Consider the following 20,930-nt stretch of genomic DNA (forward strand, 5'->3'; position numbering starts at 1 on the left):
GTCATTCCCCCTTGATGCCGAGTTCGCGGATCAGCTTGCCGTAGCGCTCGGCATCGCGCTGCAGGATGGTGCCGAACTGCTGCGGCGTGGAGGTCGCGGTCTCGACGCCGATGGCGTTCATCTTGGACTTGACCTCGGGCAACGACATCACCGCGTTGATCTCGCGGTTCAGGCGCGCGGCCAGCTCCGCCGGCATGCCTTTGGGACCGAAGGCACCGTACCAGACCGCCAGTTCATAGCCGGGCACGGCTTCGGCCACGGTCGGCACATTGGGCAGCAATGGTGAGCGCTTGCCCTCCGTAACCGCCAGCAGGCGCAGCTTGCCGCCCTTCACGTGCGGCAGCGTCTGGGTGCCGGCCGAGAACAGCAGCTGGGTCTGGCCCGCGACGGTATCGACCACGGCGGGCGCGCCGCCCTTGTACGGCACGTGCAGCATCTGCACGCCGGCCATCTTCTCGAACAGCACCGCGCTCAGGTGGTTGGTGGAACCCGGTCCGGCGCTGGCGTAGGCCAGCTTGCCCGGATTGGCCCTGGCGTAGGCGATCAGTTCCTTGACGTTGTGCGCCGGCACCGACGGATGCACCACCATCGTGTTGGTCACATAAGCCAGCAGGCCCAGCGGCGTGAAATCCTCCACGCCGCGGAACGGCATGTTCGGCATCAGCGCAGGGTTCATCGCGTGGGTGCTCATCGAACCGACCAGCAGCGTGTAGCCGTCGGGCCTGGCACGCGCCACCATGGCCGAGCCGATATTGCCGGAGGCGCCGGGCTTGTTGTCGACGATCACCGGCTGGCCGAGCGAGCGCGTCAGGTGTTCGGACAGCACGCGCGCCAGGATATCGGTCGAGCCGCCGGCAGCCCAAGGCACGATCAGCGTGATCGGCTTCTGCGGCCAGTTGTCGGCGGCGCTTGCGGCGCCGCCCAGGCACATCGCCAGTGCGGCCATGCCGCCCAGCAGGGTCTTGGTCATCCATCGCATGGTGTTACTCCTCCGTCTTCGTTTTTGCCTGTCTATTGGGTGGAACCGGTTGGATCGTCAGCGTCCGGCGGCATAGCCCTGCATGCCGCGCGGATTGGCGCCTGCGCGCAGCACCAGCCGGCCGCGGGCGTCGAACTGGCGCGTGCAGGCCGACATGCGGCCCTCGGACCATGGCTCGCCCACGCGCACGTCGTGGCCGCGCTCGCGCAGTGCCGCGAGCGTGCTGTCCGGGAAGCGCGATTCGATGCTGATGCGGTTGAGCACGGTCTGGCGCGGCCAGAACGACGCCGGGAAGTGGTCGACATGCCAGGCCGGCGCGTCGATCGCCTCCTGCAGGTTCATGCCATGCACGGCATGGCGCAGGAAGAATGCCAGCGACCACTGGTCTTGCTGGTCGCCGCCGGGCGTGCCGAACACCATGTAGGGTTCGCCATCGCGCAGCGCCAGCGATGGCGACAGCGTGGTGCAGGGACGCTTGCCGGGCGCCAGCGTGTTGGGCAGTCCTGGCTCGAGCCATGTCATCTGCAGGCGGGTATTGAGCGCGAAGCCGAGCGCCGGGATGGTCGGGCTCGACGACAGCCACCCACCCGACGGCGTGGCAGCGACCATGTTGCCGTGGCGGTCGATCACGTCGATATGGCAGGTATCGCCGACAAAGATCTCCTGCTCGGCCCATTCGGCCACCGGCGGCAGTTCTGCAAAGGTGGGCTCGCCCACGCCGAAGCGCACGTCGGCGCGCTCAAGCGTGCGCGTGGCCGCGGCCAGGTCGGGCAGGCGCGGCGCGATGCCGTTGACCGTGCCGGGCTCGAGCGTCAGCGCCGCCTGCGCGCCGATGCGCTGCGCGCGCGTGGCCAGGTAGCCATCGTCCAGCAAACCGGCGAGCGGGCTCGCGGCGAAACGGGGATCGCCGTACCACGCCAGCCGGTCAGCCATGGCCAGCTTGGCGGCCTCGGCAATGCGGTGCACGAACTCGGGTGAATCCGCCGCGTGCTGTTCCAGGCCGGCATGGCGCAGCATGCCGAGTTGCTGCAGGAACACCGGCCCCTGGCTCCAGATGCCGCACTTGGCCACGGTATAGCGGCCGAAATCCAGGGTCGCGGGCGCCTCGATCTCGGGCGTCCAGCTTGCCATGTCTTCACGGCGCAGCAGGCCGGCGTGCTTGTCGCCGGTGGTGTCGCGCACCGGCGTACTGCGGCAATACGCATCGATTTCCTGCGCGACGAAACCGCGGTACCAGCAGTCCAGCGCCGCATCGATCTGGCCGGTGCGGGTCTCGCTGCGGCGCTGCGCTTCTTCGACGATGCGGGTATAGGTGGCCGCCAGCACCGGCAGCGTATGCAGGCTGCCGGGGCGCGGCACCTTGCCGTCGGGCAGCCAGGTCCGGGCCGAGCTGTGCCATTCGTCGCGGAACAGCGCCTGCACCGCCAGGATCGCGCGCGCGATGCGCGGCACCAGCGGAAAGCCGTCGCGCGCATAGCCGATGGCGGGTGCCAGCACCTCGGCGAGGGTCCAGCTGCCATGTTCGCGCAGCATCGTCAGCCATGCGCCGAAGGCACCGGGCACGGCGGCCGGTATCAGGCCGATGCCGGGCACCAGGTCCAGGCCCATGGCGCGCAGCGTGGCGGGATCGGCCAGCGCCGGCGCCGGGCCCTGCCCGCACACCGAGCGCATGGCGCGCTCGCGCTCGCTCCAGTACAGGATCGGCACTTCGCCGCCGGGGCCGTTCAGGTGCGGCTCGACCACCTGCAGCACAAAGCCCGCGGCGACCGCGGCATCGAAGGCGTTGCCGCCGCGCTCCAGCACGCCCATGGCGGTCTGCGTGGCCAGCCAGTGGGTGGACGCCGCAACGCCAAAGGTGCCGACAATCTCGGGACGGGTGGTGAACATGGGAACGCTCCTGTGATGCCGGCCAGTATAGGTTTGCGGAATAACCAGCTGTGCCTGTTTGGTTATTGTGGTATTACCATCCGGTAATACCTTCATCGCGCCGGCCAAGCGCCCGGCGCAGCAAGCCCCCATGTCCGTCGCCCCCGACAAGCTGGTCCACAACCTGGTATCGCGGCTGCGCCTGCGCCACCTGCCGCTGCTGCTCGCGCTGGCGCGGCAGCGCTCGGTGTCGCGCGTCGCGGCCGAGCTCAACCTGTCGCAGCCCGCCGTCACCAAGACCCTGCGCGAGATCGAAGACATCTTCATGGTGCCGCTGTTCACCCGTACCCGGCGCGGACTGGAACCCACGCCCACCGGCCTGGCGGTGCTGGCACATGCCAGGCTGACCCTGGCCGATGCCGATGCGCTGGGGCGCGAACTGGCGGCGATCGAAGCGGGATTGTCCGGCCGGCTGCGCCTGGGCGTGATTCCCTACATCAGCCGCGGCGTGCTGGATACGGCTTGCACCTTCGGCCTGGCGCAGACTCCGCGGGTGTCGGTGCTGGTGCGCGAAGGCACCACCGACGAGCTGGTCAGCGCACTGCGCGAGCACGAACTGGACTGCGTCATCGCGCGCACCTTCTTTGCCCCAGGCGCGGACATCGTGCAGCAGCCGCTGTATCGCGAAGAGCCGGCACTGGTCGTGCCCGCCGCGGCCGCGACGCGGCTGGCGCGCGGCGCGCTCGACTGGCACCGGCTGGCCGAACGCGACTGGATCCTGCCGCCGCCCAACACGCCGATCCGGCGCACCATCAACACCATCTTCGCGGTCGCCGGGGTGGCGCAGCCGACGCCGATGGTCGAAACGTATTCGATCAAGACCATGGCCACGCTGATGCGCCGGCATCCGGCAGCGACGACCATTGTGCCCAGGGCGGTCGCGAACGAACTGGTCGAGGCCAGGGGTGCGGTGGTGCTGCCGCATGCGCTGAGCTGGGACCTGCCGCCGGTGGGCGTGATGTGGCGGCGCCAGCCGGTGGAGGACGATGTGGTCGCGGCGCTGGTGGCGTGCCTGCGCGCGCTGCCGGCAGACCTCAGCTAGTCTGCGGCAGGCGCCCGGGCAAGACCCGTGCGCGCTCGCGGCCAGGCATCAATTCCGCGTCAGCACCCGCACCGGCCCGCGCCGCTCCAGCACGTCTACCACCACGCGCTCGCCCGAACGCCGCACCGCGACGTCGGCACTGCCGCCGCCGACGCCGAGGTTGCGGAACACCACCTCGTCCAGGAACGGCGGCAGCGACGGGTTCTCGAACGTGATCGCCGGCTCCTGCGTGTCGAAGTCCAGCCCCAGGCAGGCCTGCAGCATCAGCAGCGGCGCGGCCGCGGCCCAGGCCTGCGGCGCGCACGCTACCGGATAGAAGGTCGGGCCCTGGCTGCGCTGGCGCGCGAAGCCGCAGAACAGTTCGGGCAGGCGCCGCAGGTCGATATAGCTCGATGCCGCGAACAGGCCCTCGAAAATGCGGCTGGCTTCGGGGTGGTAGCCGTAGCGCGCCATGCCCGCCGCGATCAGGGCATTGTCATGCGGCCAGACCGAGCCGTTGTGGTAGCTCATCGGGTTGAAGCGCGCCGCGTCCGCGGCGACGGTGCGGATGCCCCAGCCGCAGAAGGAGGTGCTTTGCATCAGCGTGCCGACCACGGACGGCACGCGCTCCGGCAGCGCGATGCCGGTAAACAACGTATGGCCCGCGTTGGAGCCGCGGATGCGGCACGGCTGCTTGCTGCCATCGAGCGCCAGCACGTAAGTGCCGAGCGCGGGGTCATAGAAGTGCTTGTCGAAGGCGTCGCGCAGCACTTCCGCCCGGGCGACATAGCGGGCCGCGCCTTCGCTGTCGTCCAGCGCCGCGCGGATCTGCGCCGCGGCCTGCCAGGCGCCGTAGGTGTAGGCCTGGACCTCGGCCAGCGCGATCGGGCCGGCGGCGAGCCGCCCGTCCTCGTGGAACACCGAATCGCGGCTGTCTTTCCAGCCCTGGTTGATCAGGCCCTCGGGCGACTGCCGGCCGTATTCGACGAACCCGTCGCCGTCGCGGTCGCCGTATTCGCTGATCCAGTCCAGCGCGGCCTGCAGCCTGGGCCACAGCGCGCGCACGGTGTCGACATCGCCGGTGCGCCGCAGGTAGGCGCCGGCCAGCAGCACGAACAGCGGCGTGGCATCGACGCTGCCGTAGTAGAGCGCGAACGGCACCTCGCCCAGGCGCGCCATTTCGCCATGGCGCATCTCGTGCAGGATCTTGCCGGGCTCGGCATCGGCATTCGGGTCGACCGTCTCGGCCTGCATCGCGGCGAGGTACTGCAGCACGCCGCGCGCGATCTCGGGATCGAGCCATAGCGTCTGCAGCGCGGTGATCAGCGCATCGCGGCCGAATACCGTGCTGAACCACGGGATGCCGGCATACGGGTAAGGTCCGTGCACGGTGTTGGTCAGCAGCATGTACAGGTCGGAGATGCTGCGCCGCGCGACTTCGTTGAACAGCTCGTTCGAGGTGGTGATCGATGCCGCGCGCCCGGACGAGCGCCGCAGTTCGCGCCGGGACTGCAGCAGCGCGCCGAGAAAGGACTGGGCCTCGCGCTCTTCATGATCGACCGACTGGCAGCGGATCTCCATGCGCAGCAGCTGCATGCACGACGGCTTGAGCAGCAGCGTGAAGCTGGCGCGGCTGCCGCTCAGCGCCTGTGGCACCGGGTCGAACGAGATCCGGGTTTCGCGCCGCGCCTCGTCCAGGCCGGTGTAGCTCAGCGTGACCGCCGCGCCGTTGACTTGCGGCGGGTGCATGGTGCCGCGCCGCAGCCGCTGCGTGCCGCGCACTTCGAACAGGTCGGCAAAGTCCGCATCGAAAGCGATGTCAATGCACACGCGCCGCGGCCGGTCGTCGAAGTTGCGCACGCTCAGGCGTTCATAGCAGGCGCCGTTCCACAGGAAGCGCGAGCGGCGCAGGTGGATCAGGTCGTGCTCCAGCCATAGCGCACCCTCCTGGTCGAACAGGTCCGGATTGGTCAGGTCGCAGGTCAGCGCGGCGTTGTCGTCGCGCAGCGTTGACGACAGCAGCATCGGGCGCTGCCCTTCCACCGTCAGCCGCAGGAAGGACAGGTGGCGCGTGTCGAAATGGAACAGCCCCTCGGGGCTGCCCGGCGCGCCGATCGCATCACCGTTATGGTCGAACAGCGCGAAGGTGTCGCCATGCTTGAGCGTGCGCGGGCGCCGCTCCTGCAGCGATGCCGCCGCGGGGATATAGAACTGCGCGACGTCGCCGGCGCCGGCGACCGCCACCGAGCGGTTGGGATGTTCCGTGGATTCTGCAGGCATGAGGGAGTCTCTCCAGCAGTGGTCGTGTGCGGTTATGCGAGCGCCAGTCCGTCGGCCTCGCCATGTGCCTGGCCCGCGTCGCCGGGGTTCGGCAGGCCCTGGTAGATGCGCACGTAGTCGCGCGCCATCCGCGCCGCGGTAAAGCGCGCATCGAACGCGGCGCGCACGCCGGCGCGCGGCAGCGTGGCCACGCTGGCGACGGCGGCCACCGCTTCGTCGACGCTGTGCACGATATAGCCGCTGATTCCCGGCTCGATCACCTCGGGCACCGAACCGCAGTCGAACGCAATCACCGGCGTGCCGCACGCCATGGCCTCGATCATCACCAGGCCGAACGGCTCGGGCCACGCGATCGGGAACAGCAGCGCGCGCGCATTGCCGAGGAAGGCCGACTTGGCGCGCTCGTCGATTTCACCGATGTACTCGACGTTGGCGTGCGCCGCCACCAGCGGGCGGATCACTTCCTGCCAGTAGCTGCAGTCGACCCGGTCGACCTTGGCCGCCATCTTCAGCGGCAAGCCCGCGCGCGCGGCCACCTCGATGGCATGGTCCGGGCGCTTCTCCGGCGAGATGCGGCCGAGGAATGCCAGGTAGTCGCCCGCCGGGCTGGCGCAGTAGTCCAGCAGCGTCGCCGGGATGCCGTGGTGGACCGTGCCGACCCAGTTCACCGGCGGCATCGGCGCGCGCTGCGCGTCGGACACCGACACCAGCGGGAATTGCGGGAAATGCGCGTAGAAGGGCTGCAGCTCCGGCAGGTCCAGCCGCCCGTGCAAGGTGGTCACCGCGCGCACCGGCAGGCGCCGCAGCAGCGGGCATTGCAGCATGTCGATATGGAAATGCAGCACGTCGAAGCGCGTGGCGGCTGCCATCACGCGGTCCAGCATCATCACGTAGTAGGGCAGATGGTCGCCGACGTCCGCATCCAGGCGCAGTGCCATGTCGCAGCACGGCACCAGTTCGGCGCCGGTGACCGAGTCGCCGCTGGCGAACAGCGTGACCTCGTGGCCCTGGCGCACCAGTTCTTCCGTCAGGTACGAAACGATGCGCTCGGTGCCGCCATACAGGCTGGGCGGGCAGCGTTCGGCGAGTGGTGCAATCTGCGCAATCTTCATCGGCTCTCCCCCCTGGTCATCAGCAAACTGCAGGGTGGATTGCCGCGACAGTGCCTGGGGCTGATGAAGGCACCATAGAAAGCGGCGGGGGCTTTTTCAAGCTGGTCCGGACCATGCAGGCGCGGCATGGAAACCATGTAGCGCAGCGATGGTGGCGGCCCTGTCCGTCAGGGCTTACCCGGAGGCGCGGACACTGCTATTTCGCGGTGCGGAATAGCGGGCCGCTTTCCTTGACGGTGCCCGCGGGCCTATGCAAAAGTCGGCGAAAACGAACGACCGTGCGGGAACGCTTTCCCGACACGGCGTCACCGGGCGGCAACGCTGTCCGGCTTGCCGGGCGGCCATCGCGCCGCATCGCACAGGAGACACCGCCATGCAGTATCCGCAGCACCCCATTACGCACCGCCATTGCCACGCACGACAGCCGGCGCTGCCGCCGGCCTGATTCCCGACGCCTGATTTGATCTGCGCGGCCGCCTGGCACCGCCGCGCCGGAACACGCACGGCCATTGCCGGCGCGTGCCTGGTTTCCTGAACCGCAAGAGGTATCCCCGTGGCATTGTTCCTTCAACAGATCCTGAACGGCCTGACGCTGGGCGGCGTGTACAGCCTGGTGGCACTTGGCCTGACGCTGGTCTACGGCATCCTGCACGTGCCCAACTTCGCGCACGGCGCCTTCTACATGGCCGGCGCCTATGTGTCGTACTACCTGATGACCGCGCTGGGCGTGAATTACTGGCTGGCGATGCTGGGCGCGGCGCTGGTGGTGGCGGTGCTGTCGATGCTGGCCGACCGGCTGGTGTTCCACCCGCTGCGCAATTCGCCCGAGCTGCACGACATGATCGCCGCCATCGGCATCCTGCTGTTTCTGGAAGCCGGCGCGCAGGCGCTGTGGGGCGCAGACTTCCACCGCATGCCCACGCCGTACGGGCAGATCGTCGACATCTTCGGCCTGACCGCGCCGCTGCAGCGCCTGCTGATCATCGGCGCCGCGTTTGCGCTGATGGTGCTGCTGCACCTGTTCCTGACCCGCACCATGACCGGCGCCACCATCATGGCGATGGCGCAGAACCGCGAAGGTGCAGCGCTGGTCGGCATCGATGCCACGCGCGTGACCCTGCTGGTGTTTGCCATCTCCGGCGCGCTGGCCGCGATCGCCGCCACGCTGTACGCGCCGATCAACCTGGTCTACCCCAGCATGGGCAACCTGGTGATCACCAAGGCCTTCGTCATCATCATCCTCGGCGGCATGGGCAGCATACCCGGCGCCATCGTCGGCGGACTGATCATCGGCATGGCCGAGAGCTTCGGCGGCTTCTACGTTTCCACCGACTACAAGGACATCATCGCCTTCGTGCTGCTGGTGGTGATCCTGTCGATCCGGCCGCAGGGCCTGTTTGCCGGCAAGGCAGCCTGAGGAGCAAGACATGAAAGCACTGCAAGGAAAGACCGGCTGGATGCTGCTGCTGGCGCTGGCCATCGCGTTCCCGCTGGTCACGCCCAACAGCTACTACCTGACCGTGATGACGCTGGCCTTTATCTATGCCATCGCCACGCTCGGGCTGAACCTGATCACCGGCTATACCGGGCAACTGAACCTGGCGCACGGCGGTTTCATGGCGATCGGCGCCTATACGCTGGGCATTCTGACCGTGGACTACCAGGTGCCGTTCTGGCTGGCGTTCGTGCTGGCCGGGGTGCTGTGCATGGTGCTGGGCTATGTGGTCGGCGTGGTGTCGCTGCGCCTGAAGGGCCATTACTTCTCGATCTTCACCATGTGCGTGGGCTACATCATCTACCTGCTGATCGAGAAGTGGGAAAGCCTGACCCACGGCACGGTGGGGCTGATCGGCATCCCGGTGCCGGCGGCGATCGGGCCGCTCAGCTTCGACAGCGTGCAGGCGCAGTACTACCTGGTGCTGGCGTTCCTGGCGGTCGGCGTATTCCTGATGCACCGCATCGTCACGTCGCTGCTGGGGCGCAGCTTCATGGCCGTGCGCAACAGCGACGCGCTGGCCGAGGCGCTGGGCATCAACCTGATGCGCACCAAGGTGCTGTCGTTCGTGCTGTCGGTGGGCTACGCCGGCCTTGCGGGCGCGCTGTACGCGGGACAGGTGCGCTTCCTGGGCCCGGACATCGCCCGCACCGACCTGACCTTCGACATGGTGATGTCGATGCTGGTGGGCGGCATTGGCACGCTGTTCGGGCCGCTGCTGGGCGCGGTGCTGGTGCCGTGGATCACGCAGTCGCTGCAGTTCATGCAGGACTACCGCATGCTGGTGTTCGGGCCGGTGCTGGTGCTGCTGATCATCTTCGTGCCCGACGGCATCGTCGGCTCTTACCTGAAGAGGCAGGCGCGCAAGGCCGCCGCCGAGCGCCGCGGCAAGCTCTCACAGCCCGCTGCCGCGAGCAATGCCGCGACCAACGCCGCCTCTGTACCGACCACCCGCGCCGGAGCCGACCATGCTTGAGATCCGCAACCTGACCAAGAAATTCGGCGGCCTGACCGCGGTGCACGATGTCTCGGTCACCTTCGAACAGGGCCATATCAACGCCATCATCGGCCCCAACGGCGCCGGCAAGACCACCTTCTTCAACCTGGTCGCCGGCACCCATGCGCCCTCCTCCGGACAGATCCTGTTCAAGGGCCAGGACATCGCCGGCCTGCGCGCCGACCAGATCGCGCGGCTGGGCGTGGCCCGCACCTTCCAGGCTACCGCGCTGTTCGACCGCGCCACCGTGCTCGACAACCTGATCGTCGGCCACCGGCTGCGCACCCGTTCCGGCCTGGGCGACGTGCTGTTCAACACCCGCCGCCTGCGCGAGGAAGAGCGGCTGTGCCGCGACAAGGCCGAGGCCGCGCTGGACTTCGTCGGCCTGTCGCACCTGGCGCACGAGGTCGCCGCCGACATCACGCAGGAGGCGCGCAAGCGCGTGGCGTTCGCGCTGGCGCTGGCGACCGACCCGGAACTGCTGCTGCTCGACGAGCCTGCTGGCGGCGTCAACCCGGAAGAGACCGTCGGCCTGGCTGAACTGATCCGCAAAATGGTGCGCCATGGCAAGACGGTCTGCCTGATCGAACACAAGATGGACATGATCATGCGGCTGGCCGACAAGATCATGGTGCTGAACTACGGCGAGAAGATCGCCGAAGGCACGCCCGCGCAGATCCAGCAGGATCCGCATGTCATCGAGGCCTACCTGGGAGCCGACCATGTTGCAGCTTGAACGCGTCTCGCTGTCGTACGGCAGCTTCCGCGCCCTCGACAACATCACCCTGCACGCCGGCGCCGGCGAGCTGGTGGTGCTGCTCGGCGCCAACGGCGCCGGCAAGAGCTCGATCTTCCTGGCGATGAGCGCGATCCACCGCATCAGCGGCGGCAGCATGCGCTTCGACGGGCGCGAGCTGTCCGGCATGAAGCCGTCGCAGATCGTGCAGGCGGGGCTGGTGCATTGCCCCGAGGGCCGCAAGCTGTTCCCGGCGATGAGCGTGGAGAAGAACCTGGTGCTGGGCGCCTACGTGCACCGGCGCGACGGCGCTGGCATCCGCAAGACGCTGGACGAAGTCTATGAACTGTTCCCGATCCTGCGGCAGAAGAAGGACGATGCGGCCGGCTCGCTGTCCGGCGGGCAGCAGCAGATGGTGGCGCTGGGACGCGCGCTGATGAGCCGCCCGCGCGCGCTGCTGCTCGACGAACCGTCGCTGGGGCTGGCGCCGCTGGTGGTCAAGCAGATGTTCGAGATCATCCAGCGCATCAACCGCGCGGGCACCACGGTGCTGCTGGCGGAGCAGAACGCCTATGCGGCGCTGGGCATCGCGCATCGCGCCTATGTGATCGAAAGCGGCAGGATCGTGATGGAGGGGGATCGCGATGCGCTGTTGAAGGATGAAGGGATACGCAAGGCGTATATCGGAGGATAGAAGCAACGGCCTTACCCGTTGCGATTGCGTACTCCCTCTCCCGCTTGCGGGAGAGGGTTGGGGAGAGGGCCGGCGTCGCAACGAAGTGAACCCGTTGGCATAACGACGTCCTGCCCTCTCCCCCGCCCCTCTCCCGCAAGCGGGAGAGGGGAGAAAACAAGCGGTCGATCACGGACCGCGGAACAAACAAAGCGCAGTACTTTCAGGAGACAACACCATGCAAAACAACCTCATGCGCCGCATCTTCCCGCTGGCCGCCACCGCCGTGGCCGCGATGCTGGCCTCGGGCGCCGCGCTGGCGCAGGAAGTGGTCAAGATCGGCTACACCGGCCCGCTTTCCGGCGGCGCCGCGCTGTATGGCAAGAACGTGCTGTCGGGCGTGCAGATGGCCGTCGACGAGATCAATGCCGCGGGCCTGGAAGTCAAGGGCAAGAAGGTCAAGCTGGAGGTGGTGGCGCTGGACGACAAGTACTCGCCCGCCGAGGCCGCCATCAACGGGCGCCGCCTGGTGCAGCAGCACAAGACCCCGGCGGTGTTCGTGCCGCATTCGGGCGGCATCTTCGCGCTGCAGGCCTTCAACGAACAGGAGAAATTCCTGGTGATGGCCTACTCCAGCGTGCCGCGCATCACCGACGCCGGCAACAAGCTGACCATCCGCATCCCGCCGGCCTATACCGGCTATATCGAGCCGTTTATCAAGGCGCAGATGAAGCGCTACGGCAAGAACGTGGCGCTGGCCCCGGCCGACCACGACTACGCCAAGGCCTGGGTGCAGGCCTTCCTGCCCGCGTGGGAGGCCGCCGGCGGCAAGGTGGTGGCGAACAACCCGATGTCGTACACCAAGGCCACCGACTTCTACAGCGGCGTGTCGCGCGCCATCAGCGAAAAGCCGGACGTGATGTTCGTCGGCGGCCCGTCGGAGCCGACCGCGCTGGTGGTCAAGCAGGCGCGCGAGCTGGGCTTCAAGGGCGGCTTTATCGTGATGGACCAGGCCAAGATGGACGAGATGGCCCGCGTCACCAACGGCCTGGGCATGCTGGAGGGCTCGATCGGCGTGCTGCCGCTGGTCAACGACAGCCGTCCCGCTGCGCAGGCCTTCAACGCCCGCTACAAGAAGCTGCATGACGGGCGCGATGCCACCACCGAGATGTCGCTGAACTACACCATGGTGTATGCGCTGGCCGGGGCGATGAAGCTGGCCGGCACCACCAGCGACGCGGCGGCGATCCGCGCGAAGATGCCGGATGCGGTCAAGGGCCTGGCCAAGGAGGTCAATCCCAACGAAGTCGACGGCATCGACGCCAAGGGCGGCTCGATGGCCGACACCGTGGTCGGCTGGGTGCAGAACGGCAAGATCTCGCAGGTCCGCTTGTCCGAGCTGGCGAAGTAAGGCGAGACCCGCTGCCGGTACCGCACCGGGCCAGCACAAACCCCGGCATGCCGCGAGGCATGCCGGGGTTTTTTATTGCGGCGGCCGGGCGCGGCTAGCGGCGATCGCCGTCGCGGCCCTGGCGCGCCTCCATCTGGCCACGCTCCTGCTGCGCGCGTTGCTGCTGATGCATTTGCCGCTGCTGGTCCATTTGCTGGCGCTGGCGCTCCTGCATCTGCCGTTGCTGCTGTTCGGCCTGGCGCTGCATGGCCTGCTGGCGCTGCTGCTCATGCATCGCCCGCTGCTGTTCCTGCATCGCGCGTTGCTGCTCTTGCATATGGCGCTGCTGCTGTTCGGCCTGGCGCTGCTGCTGTTCGGCTTGCCGCTGCATCGCTTGCTGGCGTTGCTGCTCCTGCATGGCCCGTTGCTGCTCATGCATCTGCCGCTGCTGCTCGGCTTGCCGCTGCATGGCCTGCTGCCGTTGCTGCTCCTGCACCGCGCGCTGCTGGTCCTGCATCTGCCGTTGCTGGTCCGCTTGCCGCTGCATGGCCTGCTGCCGTTGCTGCTCCTGCACCGCGCGCTGCTGCTCCTGCATCTGCCGCTGCTGGTCCGCCTGCCGCTGCATGGATTGCTGGCGCACCTGCTCCTGTGCCGCGCGCTGCTGCTCCTGCATCTGCCGCGGCTGCTGTTCGGCCTGGCGCTGCTGCGCTTCCTGCATCTGGCGCTGCTGTTCGAAGCGCTGGCGCTGCATCTCCTGCGATTGCCGCGCCGGATCCGGGCGTTCCTGCCCGTCGGCCCACTGGCGCGGCGGCATGCGCTGCTGGCGCTGCTCTTCCAGCTGCCGTTGCTGCTCGCGCAGCGCGCGCTGCTGCTCGACCTGCTGGCGCTGCTGTTCGCGCTGCATCGCCTGTTGCTGCCGCTGGGCGTCGCCCGGCACGCCAGGCTGCCCGGCAAAGCCGCGCGCCTCGTCGGGCCGGGTGCTCTGGCCGCGGCCAGGGCCGCGCCACGGCTCGCCGCGGGCCTGCGCATCGTTGCGATCCGCGCGGCCGTCGCCGTCGGCATCGATACGTCCGGGGCGCGGCTGGACCGGGGCGTGATCGCGCGCTGCGATCGCCGCCTGGCTCATGCGCACGTCCGGCACCGGCCGGGCGTCGCGGCCGGGCCGGCGCTCGTTGCCGCCGCGCCAGGCCGGGCCGGCACCGGGCACGACCCCGCCCTCGCGCGCCAAGCGCCGCGCCAGCTCTTCCGTGGCCGGGCGGCCCGGCGCGCGCGCGGCGATGGCCTGGCGTTCAAAGCCATGGCGCGCCTGCGGCGGCAGCGGCCGCAGCGGCGCCGCACCCACCAGGCTGCCCTTGACCGGCGCCACCGGCGGCGCGCCGTGGGCCTCGCCCGTCGGCAGGTTGCGCCATTCGGGGCGGTGCAGGCCCCGCGCCGGCCGTCCTTCGACAAAGCTGCGCGCCGGCATGCCGGTGATGGCGCCGGGCACGTTGCGGTTGGCGTAGGGCGGCGGGCGGCGGTCGCCCATCACGAAGTTGTTGACCGTGACCCGGTTGATGCGGGCAACGTAGGTCGGGCTGGCGCGATAGACCGGCCGGTAGGCGTCGCGCGGTCCCAGCGGATACCAGGCCACGCCCGGTCCGCTGCCGACGCGCACGCTCCAGCCGGGGCCGGCGGCGCCGACGAAGGCGACCAGCGCCGGGGCATAGCACGGGCGCACACGCGGCCCGGGCACCCAGCCCCAGCGCGAGCCCACATAGGCCCAGCGGCCATAGTGCGACGGCGCGAAGCCCCACGGCGCGTCGTCGATCCAGGTCCAGCCCCATGGCGCGATCCAGGCCCAGTGGCCGGCGCTGTACGGCACCCATCCCGCGCTGACCACGCGCGGGAACCAGATCGCGCCGTAGCCCGGGTCTTCCTGCCAGTCGCCATAGCCGTCCAGCGCGGCGTAGCCCGGCATCTCGCGCGGCACATAGCGCGCGGACTGCGAAGCGTCCTCGCGCGCGTCGCGCGCCGCGGTCCAGCGGTCGAACGCATCGTCCGCCACCGGGCCGCCGCCCGCGTCGGCCAGGTCGGTGCCGGCAAAGCGCATGCGGTCGCCGCGCTGCAGTTCGATGGTGCGGCTGTCGCCGTAGACCACCGCGCTGCCATGGCGCATGGTGACGGTGGTGGTGCTGCCGTCGGGCGCCACGTCGAGCCGGTAGTCGCCGGGCTCGCGCGGCACGAAGGCCAGGTTGGGGGTATCGATCTCGACCGTCTGGCCCGCCGGCAACGCGCGCACGCGCACCTGCAGCGTGCCTTGCGTCAGCTTGACCTGGGTGGTGCTGTCGTCGAGGTTCAGGATGCTGGCGGCGGTGGCGCCGCCCAAGCGCAGCGCCACCGTGCCGGCGTGCAGTTCGGCGCGTCCGCCCGGCTCCAGCCACAGCCGGTCGCCGGTGGTGACCGGCCGGTTCAGCCCGGCCGCGGCCCAGGCGTCCGAGCCGGCGGGCGCGAAGCTGAGATTGCCGTCGACCGCGGTCAGCGTGGCGATGCGCGACGAAGGATCGGCCTGCTGCTGCGCGGCGTCGGCCACCGGGGCATCGAGATAGGGTTCGCCCGGCGCGGCGGGCACCTGCGCCAGTGCAGCAGCCGCCACTGCAAGGCCGGTTGCGGCCGCCAGCGCGGTCAGCGCCAGCCGGCCGCCGAGGTGACGTGGATAGCGACCTGGATTGCGACCTGGATTGCGGCCAGCGGATTGGAAAGGATCAGGCATGGAAGGGCAGGAGCGGAACCCGGCATGGGTCGGCGGGCAGGCCGGCCCACGCCGGCGGCCACCCTATTGTCACCATACATGGCCGCGGATGCCGCCGGCGCGTCCGGCGCGGCACAGTTTGTAAGCTCGTATTTCGCCTGGCGCCCGGGCGGCGCCGCCCTGCCGGTGCGCGCGGCAGGCTGCGGGCGGGCCGGCGGGCGACACCGCCCGGGCCAGGGCCGCTTGGCAGTCAAAGGTGGAAACAACTTCGGTGCGCCGGACAGACGGGTCCGGGCCGGCTGCCGCTCAGCCGGCGGCTTGCTGGCGCAGCATCTCGGTCAGGCGCTCGGCCGGCATCGGGCGCCCGTACAGGTAGCCCTGCGCTTCATGGCAGCCGTTGGCGAGCAGGAAATCGCGCTGCTCCGGGGTTTCAACGCCTTCGGCGACCACGCCGATGTGCAGGCTGGCGCCCACATTGATCACCGAGCGCACGATCGCCGCGTCGACCGGGTCTTCGGTCACGTTGCGGATAAAGGACTGGTCGATCTTGAGCCGGTCCACCGGGAACGACTTGAGGAAGCTGAGCGACGCATAGCCCGTGCCGAAGTCATCGCAGGTCAGCGTGATGCCGTCGCGGCGCAGCGCCTGCAGCTGGTCCGAGACCTCGTCGCCCTGCTGCAGGGCGATGGTCTCGGTGATCTCGATCTCTAGGCAGTCCGGCGCCAGCTCCAGCGCCCGCAGCACGTGGCGGACCTCGGTCAGCAGCCGGCTTTCGGACAGCTGGGCCGCGAACAGGTTGATCGCCACCCGCGGCGGCCGCGGAAATGCCAGCGCCCAGGCGCGGGCCTGGGCGCACGCAGTCTGCAGCAGCCACATGCCGACATCGCTGGCGATGCTGCTGCCGGCCAGCGCGTCGATAAAGGCGGCCGGCGACAGCAGCCCGCGGGTGGGATGGCGCCAGCGCATCAGCGCCTCGGCGCCGTGGACGCGGCCGTCGCGCAGGTCGACCTGGGGCTGGTACAGCAGCTCGAACTGGCGCTGGGCGTAGGCTTCGTGCAGGGCCTGCACCAGCGACAGCCGCGTGGTCACGTCCGAGCGCATCTGCGGCTTGAAAAAGCGGATGGTGCGGCCGCCATCGTGCTTGGCCCGTGCCAGCGCCAGGCTTGCGGCCGCCAGCATGTCCGAGGCCTGTTCGCCGGCCGCGGGCGCGACGCACGCGCCGATGCTGGCCAGCACGTGATGGCGGCGGCCGGCATGTTCGTGGGGGGAGGACAGCATCGACAGGATCGCGGCGCTGACGTGGCGCACCAGCGTGGGATCGGCAATGGAGGGCAGCAGCACGCCGAATTCATCGCTGCCGATGCGGCCGATCACGGCGTCGCGGGGCGAGGCATCGCGCAGGCGGCGGGCCACGCGTTGCAGGATGATGTCGCCTTCGGCATGGCCATGCATGTCGTTGAAGGCGCGGAAGTCGTCGATGCCGACCAGCAGCAATGCGCAGCGCGGCACTGCCTCGCTATGCAGGCGTGCCTCCAGCCGTTTCAGAAAGCCCTGGCGATTGTCAGCGCCGGTCAGCGGATCGAGATCCGAGCCTGGCGAGGCGCCAGCCGACTTCGCCCCCGACTTGGCCACCATCCCTGCCCCATCTGTAATTGTCGACATTGTTACCCGCTAGCAATTTAGCAAGTGTGACGAAAACTTGGAAAAAATCAAGCAGGTCCCGGGACTCGCGAAAACCCCTAGGCGCCGGCGCAACGCCGGGCATCAGCAGGCGTCGCTGCGCGTTGAATATGTCCGCCACATACAGTACCCTACCCCGCCCTGCCGGCTGGCCGGGCGCGAACAGTGTCCATACGAAGCGCCCCCGATGCACGAGGGCCCCACACCGGCACGCCGGTCCGGCAACAACCGGTTACACGTGTGCGCACAGGCCATGGTCGTGCTAGGCATGGGCTGGTGCGCACGCGCGCCTTGCGCTGCCAACCCCGGTCACACTGGATCCTCGCGCAGGCATCACTTCCTGTCGGAATCGTCCGACATTGAATTCGGAGCGTCGCGCCTGTCTGGCCTACGGCTTCAAACCTATCGTTGCATCACGGCAAGCGTGATCCCGCGCCTGCATACCAGATAGCAACTGGCCACGGGGCCGCCGCGATCCGCGCCGGCATGGGCCAGCTCGTCTCTGACTCTAACAGCAAGAGGTGACCCATGCTTCGATCCAAGACCCTTTTCCTAGGCCTCGCGCTGGCCGCGACCGCGGTGCTGACAGCGTGCGGCGGCGGCGATGACGGCATCGACGACCGCATCGGCCTGAGCAAGCCGAGCGTGCGCGTGATCCACGCCGTCACCGGCGGCCCCAATGTCGACGTGCTGCAGAACGGCACGCTCACCAGCATGGTCAACAAGCCCTACAAGTTCGTCTCGACCTACTTCAATGTGGAAACCGGCAACCAGCTGATCTCGTTCAACGCCGCCGGCACGCAGACCGAACTGGCCCGCGGCAGCCTGGTGGCGGCCACCGGCCACAAGTACACCGTGGTGGCGGTGCCGGGTGCGTCGGCCGCGGAAACGGTGACGATCGACGATCCGTTCGGCAAGGGCCTGCTGTCGAACAAGGCGCGCGTGCGCTCGCTCAACGCCTCGTTCAACGCGCAGAATATCGACATCTACGTGACCCTGCCGGCGATCGACCTGAACTCGGTGGCGCCGACCTTTGCCGCGGTGGGCTACAAGCAGGCCTCGCCGGCATCGGGTCAGGATTCGATCGACCTGGACGGCAACACCACCTACCGCCTGCGCATCACGCCGGCCGGTACCAAGACCGTGATCTTCGACTCGGGCGCGCTGACGCTGGCGAACAACGCCGACTGGCTGATCACCACCATCCCGTCGGATGGCATCGCCGGCCTGACGCCGAACAAGATCAAGGTGCTGGTGGCGCGCGGCGACGACGAGTCGCAAGCCGGCCTGGAACTGGTGACGACGCAATAACGCTGTCGCGGTTGCCCGTGGCAGGCGGGCAGCATGCGGGAGGCCGGTCCGGAGGGACCGGCCTTTTTTTTAAAGCTCGGGGTCAGGCCGCGCCGGGGCTTCGGCGGCCGGCTCCAGCTCCGCCTTCAGCACCGCCAGGTGCGAGATATACGTTTCCAGTTCGGCCCGCCCCTGCGCGGTGATGCAATAGACGCGGCCGCTGCCTTCGACCAGTTCGGCGGTGATGGCGCGCGCCATCATCAGGCTGCGCAGGATCGGCCGCAGCGAGCGGATGTTCTTGTCGATGCCGCGCTCGCGCAGCCGGTCGACCAGGCTGAGCACCGTCGACGGGCTCGACTGGACCAGCTTGAGCACATAGATTCTGGAGAAAAACCGGTCAAGGGTAGGCGGTTTCATGGGCGCTGTCGGCGCACCCGATGGTGCGGGAATCCTGATCATCATGCGCAGCCCATGACTGCTGCCGCAGTCGGGCACTCTCTGGGAATAAGGCGGGCAGGACGCGCGGCGCGCGTCGCGCCCGCAAAAGACAACGGGGTGCGCGAAGGCACCCCGTCAGCTTGCGTTGCTTGCGCCGGCCGCCTTGCGGGCCGGCGCCATTCCGGGGCGCGCGCGGGCGCTAGTCTTCCTGGAACGCTTCCTCGCGCTTGGCCTTGATCGACGGCAGCGCCACCACCGCCACCAGCGCGGCGGCTGCGATCAGCAGGCCCACCGACAGCGGACGCGTCACGAACACGCTGAAGTCGCCACGCGACAGCAGCAGCGTGCGGCGGAAGTTCTCTTCCATCATCGGCCCCAGCACGAAGCCGAGCAGCAGCGGCGCCGGTTCGCACTTGAGCTTCAGGAACAGGTAGCCGATCACGCCGAAGCCCGCGGCCATGAACACGTCGAAGGTCTGGTTGTTGACCGAGTACACGCCGATGCCGCAGAACACCAGGATCGCCGGGTACAGGAAGCGGTACGGCACGGTCAGCAGCTTCACCCAGATGCCGATCATCGGCAGGTTCAGGATGATCAGCATCAGGTTGCCGATCCACATCGACGCGATCAGGCCCCAGAACAGCGACGGGTTGCTGGTCATCACCTGCGGGCCGGGCTGGATGTTGTGGATGGTCATCGCCCCCACCATCAGCGCCATCACCGCATTGGGCGGAATGCCCAGCGTCAGCAGCGGGATGAACGAGGTCTGCGCCGCGGCGTTGTTGGCCGATTCCGGACCCGCGACGCCTTCGATCGCACCCTTGCCGAATTCATGCGCATTCTTGGAAGTCTTCTTCTCCAGCGAGTACGCCGCGAACGAAGCCAGCGAGGCACCGCCGCCCGGCAGGATGCCCAGCGCCGAGCCCAGCGCCGTGCCGCGCAGCACGGCCGGGATCATGCGCCTGAAGTCTTCCCTGGTCGGAAACAGGTTGGTGACCTTGTTGGTGAAGGTCTCGCGGGCTTCCTTCTGCTCCAGGTTGGCGATGATCTCGGCAAAGCCGAACATGCCCATTGCCAGCGCGACGAAGTCGATGCCGTCGGTCAGCTCGGGCACGTCGAACGAGAAGCGCGCGGCGCCCGAGTTCACGTCGGTGCCGATCAGGCCCAGCAGCAGGCCCAGCACGATCATCGCGATCGCCTTGGGCAGCGAGCCGGAAGCCAGCACCACGGCGCCGATCAGGCCCAGCACCATCAGCGAGAAGTACTCGGCCGGGCCGAACTTGAAGGCGATCTCCGACAGCGGCGTGGCGAAAGCGGCCAGGATCAGCGTGGCCACGCAGCCGGCGAAGAACGAGCCCAGCCCGGCGGTGGCCAGCGCCACCCCGGCCCGGCCGCGCCTTGCCATCTGGTAGCCGTCGATGGTGGTCACCACCGACGACGATTCACCGGGCAGGTTCACCAGGATGGCGGTGGTCGAGCCGCCATACTGCGCGCCGTAGTAGATCCCGGCCAGCATGATCAGCGCGGCCACCGGCGGCAGCGTGTAGGTGATCGGCAGCAGCATGGCGATGGTGGCCAGCGGCCCCAGGCCCGGCAGCACCCCGATCAGCGTGCCCAGCACGCAGCCCAGGAAGGCGTAGGCCAGGTTCTGCAGCGACAGCGCGGTGGAAAAGCCCAGCGCAAGGTGTTCAAACAATTCCATGATGCGGCGCTCCTTAACCGGTGATGAAGGCCGGCCACACCGGCATCTGCAGGTTGATGCCGTACACGAAGGCGCCCAGGCTGATCAGCACCAGCACCACCGCGTTGAGCAGCGCGCCCTTCCAGCTGAACTCGTGGCTGGCCATCGACGACACCAGCACCAGCACGAACACCGACAGCACCATGCCCAGCGGCTTGAGCAGCAGGCCGAACAGCACCACCGAGCCGAGGATCCACAGCAGCGTCTTCAGGTCCCAGCGGGCCAGGTGGTCCTGCTCGCCCTTGGGCGACATCGAGGCCAGCAGCACCACCGCCCCCAGCACCGCGAGTACCAGGCCCAGCAGGAATGGAAAGTATCCGGGTCCCATCTTGGCGGCCGTCCCCATGGAATAGCCGCGAGCGACCCAGGAAAAGCCCAGCCCGACCAGAATGAACATCAGGCCGGAGGCAAAGTCCTTTTGGCTGCGTATGCGCAAAACGATTC

16 protein-coding genes are annotated in these 20,930 nt (G+C 68.7%); 7 read left to right on the forward strand and 9 right to left on the reverse strand.

Features of this window, described 5'->3' with window-relative positions; all coding sequences use genetic code 11:
* Nucleotide 1: 1 nt before the first annotated feature.
* Nucleotides 2-970: a Bug family tripartite tricarboxylate transporter substrate binding protein gene (locus A2G96_RS28290; RefSeq protein WP_417926447.1), complete on the reverse strand. Its 969-nt coding sequence runs from the start codon at nt 968-970 to the stop codon at nt 2-4.
* Between the two features lie 66 nt (nt 971-1,036).
* Nucleotides 1,037-2,866, reverse strand: coding sequence for a gamma-glutamyltransferase family protein (locus tag A2G96_RS28295; RefSeq protein WP_062803464.1), 1,830 nt, complete (start codon nt 2,864-2,866; stop codon nt 1,037-1,039).
* Between the two features lie 130 nt (nt 2,867-2,996).
* Here A2G96_RS28295 and A2G96_RS28300 point away from each other — a divergent pair, with 130 nt between their 5' ends.
* Nucleotides 2,997-3,947, forward strand: coding sequence for a LysR family transcriptional regulator (locus A2G96_RS28300; RefSeq protein ID WP_062803465.1), 951 nt, complete (start codon nt 2,997-2,999; stop codon nt 3,945-3,947).
* A 48-nt stretch (nt 3,948-3,995) separates the two neighbouring features.
* Here the strand turns inward: A2G96_RS28300 and A2G96_RS28305 are convergent, their stop codons facing one another.
* Both A2G96_RS28305 and A2G96_RS28310 read right to left on the reverse strand, forming a co-directional pair.
* The gene (locus A2G96_RS28305; RefSeq protein WP_062803466.1) at nt 3,996-6,206 is read right to left on the reverse strand and encodes an amylo-alpha-1,6-glucosidase; all 2,211 of its coding nucleotides are present in this window, start codon (nt 6,204-6,206) and stop codon (nt 3,996-3,998) included.
* 32 nt (nt 6,207-6,238) lie between these two features.
* Nucleotides 6,239-7,318 carry a glycosyltransferase family 4 protein gene (locus A2G96_RS28310; protein WP_062803467.1) on the reverse strand — a complete coding sequence of 360 codons (1,080 nt, stop codon included), beginning with the start codon at nt 7,316-7,318 and terminating at the stop codon, nt 6,239-6,241.
* Nucleotides 7,319-7,871: 553 nt separating this feature from the next.
* Here A2G96_RS28310 and A2G96_RS28315 point away from each other — a divergent pair.
* The 5 genes from A2G96_RS28315 to A2G96_RS28335 all read left to right on the forward strand — a co-directional run bounded on the left by A2G96_RS28315 (nt 7,872) and on the right by A2G96_RS28335 (nt 12,630).
* Nucleotides 7,872-8,735: a branched-chain amino acid ABC transporter permease gene (locus A2G96_RS28315; protein WP_062803468.1), complete on the forward strand. Its 864-nt coding sequence runs from the start codon at nt 7,872-7,874 to the stop codon at nt 8,733-8,735.
* 10 nt (nt 8,736-8,745) lie between these two features.
* On the forward strand, nt 8,746-9,789 hold the full coding sequence (locus A2G96_RS28320) for a branched-chain amino acid ABC transporter permease (RefSeq protein ID WP_062803469.1): 1,044 nt from the start codon (nt 8,746-8,748) through the stop codon (nt 9,787-9,789).
* Nucleotides 9,782-10,546, forward strand: a complete 765-nt coding sequence (locus tag A2G96_RS28325; protein WP_062803470.1) for an ABC transporter ATP-binding protein — start codon at nt 9,782-9,784, stop codon at nt 10,544-10,546. The genes A2G96_RS28320 and A2G96_RS28325 overlap by 8 nt, the downstream gene beginning before the upstream one ends.
* Nucleotides 10,533-11,240, forward strand: coding sequence for an ABC transporter ATP-binding protein (locus A2G96_RS28330; protein WP_062803471.1), 708 nt, complete (start codon nt 10,533-10,535; stop codon nt 11,238-11,240). Before A2G96_RS28325 ends, A2G96_RS28330 begins: the two co-directional genes overlap by 14 nt.
* A gap of 217 nt (nt 11,241-11,457) precedes the next feature.
* The gene (locus A2G96_RS28335) at nt 11,458-12,630 is read left to right on the forward strand and encodes an ABC transporter substrate-binding protein (RefSeq protein WP_062803472.1); all 1,173 of its coding nucleotides are present in this window, start codon (nt 11,458-11,460) and stop codon (nt 12,628-12,630) included.
* 94 nt (nt 12,631-12,724) lie between these two features.
* On the opposite strand, the gene A2G96_RS28340 is transcribed toward A2G96_RS28335, so the two are convergent.
* The gene (locus A2G96_RS28340; RefSeq protein WP_231909678.1) at nt 12,725-15,358 is read right to left on the reverse strand and encodes a DUF6600 domain-containing protein; all 2,634 of its coding nucleotides are present in this window, start codon (nt 15,356-15,358) and stop codon (nt 12,725-12,727) included.
* 285 nt (nt 15,359-15,643) lie between these two features.
* A complete protein-coding gene (locus A2G96_RS28345) occupies nt 15,644-16,972 on the reverse strand; it encodes a putative bifunctional diguanylate cyclase/phosphodiesterase (protein WP_062803473.1) in 1,329 nt (442 codons plus the stop codon).
* Between the two features lie 573 nt (nt 16,973-17,545).
* Between A2G96_RS28345 and A2G96_RS28350 the strand changes: the two genes are divergently transcribed.
* Nucleotides 17,546-18,328, forward strand: coding sequence for a DUF4397 domain-containing protein (locus tag A2G96_RS28350; protein ID WP_062803474.1), 783 nt, complete (start codon nt 17,546-17,548; stop codon nt 18,326-18,328).
* Nucleotides 18,329-18,397: 69 nt separating this feature from the next.
* Here A2G96_RS28350 and A2G96_RS28355 read toward each other — a convergent pair whose 3' ends face one another.
* The 3 genes from A2G96_RS28355 to A2G96_RS28365 form a co-directional block, all read right to left on the reverse strand.
* Nucleotides 18,398-18,724 (reverse strand): helix-turn-helix transcriptional regulator, encoded by a 327-nt coding sequence (locus A2G96_RS28355; RefSeq protein ID WP_062803475.1) that lies wholly within the window; start codon nt 18,722-18,724, stop codon nt 18,398-18,400.
* 220 nt (nt 18,725-18,944) lie between these two features.
* Entirely contained in the window at nt 18,945-20,447 is a 1,503-nt protein-coding gene (locus tag A2G96_RS28360; RefSeq protein ID WP_062803476.1) for a tripartite tricarboxylate transporter permease, read from the reverse strand.
* Between the two features lie 13 nt (nt 20,448-20,460).
* A complete protein-coding gene (locus A2G96_RS28365) occupies nt 20,461-20,922 on the reverse strand; it encodes a tripartite tricarboxylate transporter TctB family protein (RefSeq protein ID WP_062803477.1) in 462 nt (153 codons plus the stop codon).
* Nucleotides 20,923-20,930: the final 8 nt, after the last annotated feature.

The organism is Cupriavidus nantongensis, assembly GCF_001598055.1.
Lineage (GTDB): Bacteria > Pseudomonadota > Gammaproteobacteria > Burkholderiales > Burkholderiaceae > Cupriavidus > Cupriavidus nantongensis.

Excerpts from the sequence above, each read along its gene's own strand:
- A2G96_RS28290 (WP_417926447.1), bottom strand. The coding sequence starts at position 970 with ATGACCAAGACCCTGCTGGGCGGCATGGCCGCACTGGCGATGTGCCTG.
- A2G96_RS28295 (WP_062803464.1), bottom strand. The coding sequence starts at position 2,866 with ATGTTCACCACCCGTCCCGAGATTGTCGGCACCTTTGGCGTTGCGGCG.
- A2G96_RS28300 (WP_062803465.1), top strand. The coding sequence starts at position 2,997 with ATGTCCGTCGCCCCCGACAAGCTGGTCCACAACCTGGTATCGCGGCTG.
- A2G96_RS28305 (WP_062803466.1), bottom strand. The coding sequence starts at position 6,206 with ATGCCTGCAGAATCCACGGAACATCCCAACCGCTCGGTGGCGGTCGCC.
- A2G96_RS28310 (WP_062803467.1), bottom strand. The coding sequence starts at position 7,318 with ATGAAGATTGCGCAGATTGCACCACTCGCCGAACGCTGCCCGCCCAGC.
- A2G96_RS28320 (WP_062803469.1), top strand. The coding sequence starts at position 8,746 with ATGAAAGCACTGCAAGGAAAGACCGGCTGGATGCTGCTGCTGGCGCTG.
- A2G96_RS28325 (WP_062803470.1), top strand. The coding sequence starts at position 9,782 with ATGCTTGAGATCCGCAACCTGACCAAGAAATTCGGCGGCCTGACCGCG.
- A2G96_RS28330 (WP_062803471.1), top strand. The coding sequence starts at position 10,533 with ATGTTGCAGCTTGAACGCGTCTCGCTGTCGTACGGCAGCTTCCGCGCC.
- A2G96_RS28335 (WP_062803472.1), top strand. The coding sequence starts at position 11,458 with ATGCAAAACAACCTCATGCGCCGCATCTTCCCGCTGGCCGCCACCGCC.
- A2G96_RS28340 (WP_231909678.1), bottom strand. The coding sequence starts at position 15,358 with ATGCCTGATCCTTTCCAATCCGCTGGCCGCAATCCAGGTCGCAATCCA.
- A2G96_RS28345 (WP_062803473.1), bottom strand. The coding sequence starts at position 16,972 with ATGGTGGCCAAGTCGGGGGCGAAGTCGGCTGGCGCCTCGCCAGGCTCG.
- A2G96_RS28350 (WP_062803474.1), top strand. The coding sequence starts at position 17,546 with ATGCTTCGATCCAAGACCCTTTTCCTAGGCCTCGCGCTGGCCGCGACC.
- A2G96_RS28355 (WP_062803475.1), bottom strand. The coding sequence starts at position 18,724 with ATGAAACCGCCTACCCTTGACCGGTTTTTCTCCAGAATCTATGTGCTC.
- A2G96_RS28360 (WP_062803476.1), bottom strand. The coding sequence starts at position 20,447 with ATGGAATTGTTTGAACACCTTGCGCTGGGCTTTTCCACCGCGCTGTCG.